This is a genomic window from Bathymodiolus platifrons methanotrophic gill symbiont, from assembly GCF_002189065.1.
Taxonomy (GTDB): Bacteria; Pseudomonadota; Gammaproteobacteria; order Methylococcales; family Methylomonadaceae; genus Methyloprofundus.
On the sequence record NZ_BDMN01000503.1, the window covers coordinates 1 to 1945 of the forward strand.

The 1945-nt window shown below is 33.9% G+C and carries 3 protein-coding genes; all 3 read right to left on the reverse strand.

Annotated features, from left to right (window positions below):
• Positions 1-863: helicase HerA domain-containing protein (locus CDZ78_RS19895; protein ID WP_140414257.1), on the reverse strand; the 863-nt coding region annotated here is incomplete at its 3' end.
• Positions 863-1681 (reverse strand): SIR2 family protein, encoded by an 819-nt coding sequence (locus CDZ78_RS19900; protein ID WP_244559304.1) that lies wholly within the window; start codon positions 1679-1681, stop codon positions 863-865. The genes CDZ78_RS19895 and CDZ78_RS19900, both read right to left, overlap by 1 nt.
• Positions 1682-1702: 21 nt before the next feature.
• Positions 1703-1945 (reverse strand): ISAzo13-like element transposase-related protein (locus tag CDZ78_RS19905; RefSeq protein ID WP_444979200.1); only part of this gene is annotated, 243 nt, incomplete at its 5' end.

The window sequence follows — 1945 nt, forward strand, 5'->3', positions numbered from 1 at the left end:
GGATCAAGTATTGGCTTGCCCGCTTGTTCAGCTTTATTTTTTGCTAATGCAATAGCTCGCTTTAAAATGGGCATCTGAGTGTTAACACTTGGCTCAAACAGATAATCAAAATCATCAAAATTCATGAACCAATAAGGTACTTTTAAACCTTCCTTATCAATATGAAATGGATTTACTAATGATAGATTTTTATAAGGCTTACCCTTAGTTCCTTTAAATGCCCTTTGATATTCACCATTAGTATCAAAAATGATGATGTGAGCAGATTTTAACTGCTTACCGTTATAGGAGTAATCAAAAAGACTTTGTAAGATAGAAGTTAAAGTACATGACTTACCTGATCCCGTGTTACCTAGTATGGCAGCATGCTTACCAAAGAACTTGTCAGGATTTATTTTTACTTGATAATCTGTAAAGGTAGATGATGACCCAATTGGCAAATAGTAATCTTCCTTAAAATCTATCTTGTCATGAGTATGATGATCAAAAATATTATCTAAATCTTGCTTAAGAACGTACCAAACTGGATTGTCCAAAACAGGGTAACTATAGACACCTTGAATATATTTCTTATCATTTACGATTGTCCCTACCATTGTAGCAATAACATATCGAGATGATTTGGTGAGAAAAATAGCTTCTTTATCTTTATTTAATTCGGTTTCATCAATATTTTTAACACTGGTTATCATCGCCACAATTTTATCCGAACCAGTAGGAATGATAATGTATGAATTTATTCGTGCCACTTCAAAAATATCATCATAGCCGCTTTTGTATAAGCTTTTTAAGTCATCATCCAGTTTGATAAAAACTCTAAAGCTATCAACCGAAATAACTTTTCCTATGACCCTTTCACTCATTAAAACAACTCCCCTTCACTAGTCCCCTCTTTGCCACCTTTGGGCTTTTCATCAAAGTACTTATTGAGTGTATTAGCTATTTTTTCATTACTATCGATATTATAAAAATCTGGCATTAGGGTATCTGCAAAGGTAAGAAAATCTCCAAAAAATTCGCCTTGTAAAATAATTATTCTAGAATCATTTAGATTCTTAATTCTCTCTATATGAAGGTTATCTTTAGTTCCATTAAAATCTACGATGACCAGTGTGAACGAAGGGTTTGAGAGAGCCTGGAAAATAATATCGTTAAAATGCTCATCAGCAAATGCATAGCCCACAGTCAATAAAACTGATTGTGATTGGTTAATGGTTGATGAAAACTGCCGAAACAATTCGGAATAAGGTAAATCAAGCGCGTAAGATTTCTTAACCGCTGTGGGGTAAACGATAATTTCACCTTTTTTATCTTCTTGTTCAATTAAGATTAAAGGCAACTCTTCTATACCATATAAATTAGAGGCATCTCGTTTGTCTGAGTTCACCCAAGAAAGGCTGCCATGAAGCTTATAATAACGAACTACCTTTTCTATCCGTTGAACTTTTCCTGCCGTGGTTGATCCAGGATAAAAAATATCATATTCAAATGTTTCTGGCTTAAAACATCGCCGATGGAATCCCGAAAAACCATCAATATAATAAACCCCTAACTTGTCAAACGCATATTCAAACGACAAATCATAATTAGCCGTAAAAATATTAGCTCGCCTTAAGTTTAATGGTCTTTGCAATAGTGCTTTAAGGAACTTTTCGTGAAATATATACTTAGGAATAAGCACGAAACAACTTCCCGATATTAATTATTCTTGAGGAATTGCACGGTAATTCCATTTTGGTAAATGTGTATCAAATACAATCGGCATTATTTCTTTGAAGTCAGCGGCATATTTTCGTCCTGTCTCGTATATTTTGTCGAGTATGTGAACAATTGTTGTTAGTCCTTTTGACGTTGATGTTCTAGAAATCAATGTTTTAACTGTTTCAACCGAGTCAAATACAACACCTTCACAAGCACGAGTCACATGAGGAAAAAAACGATGTTC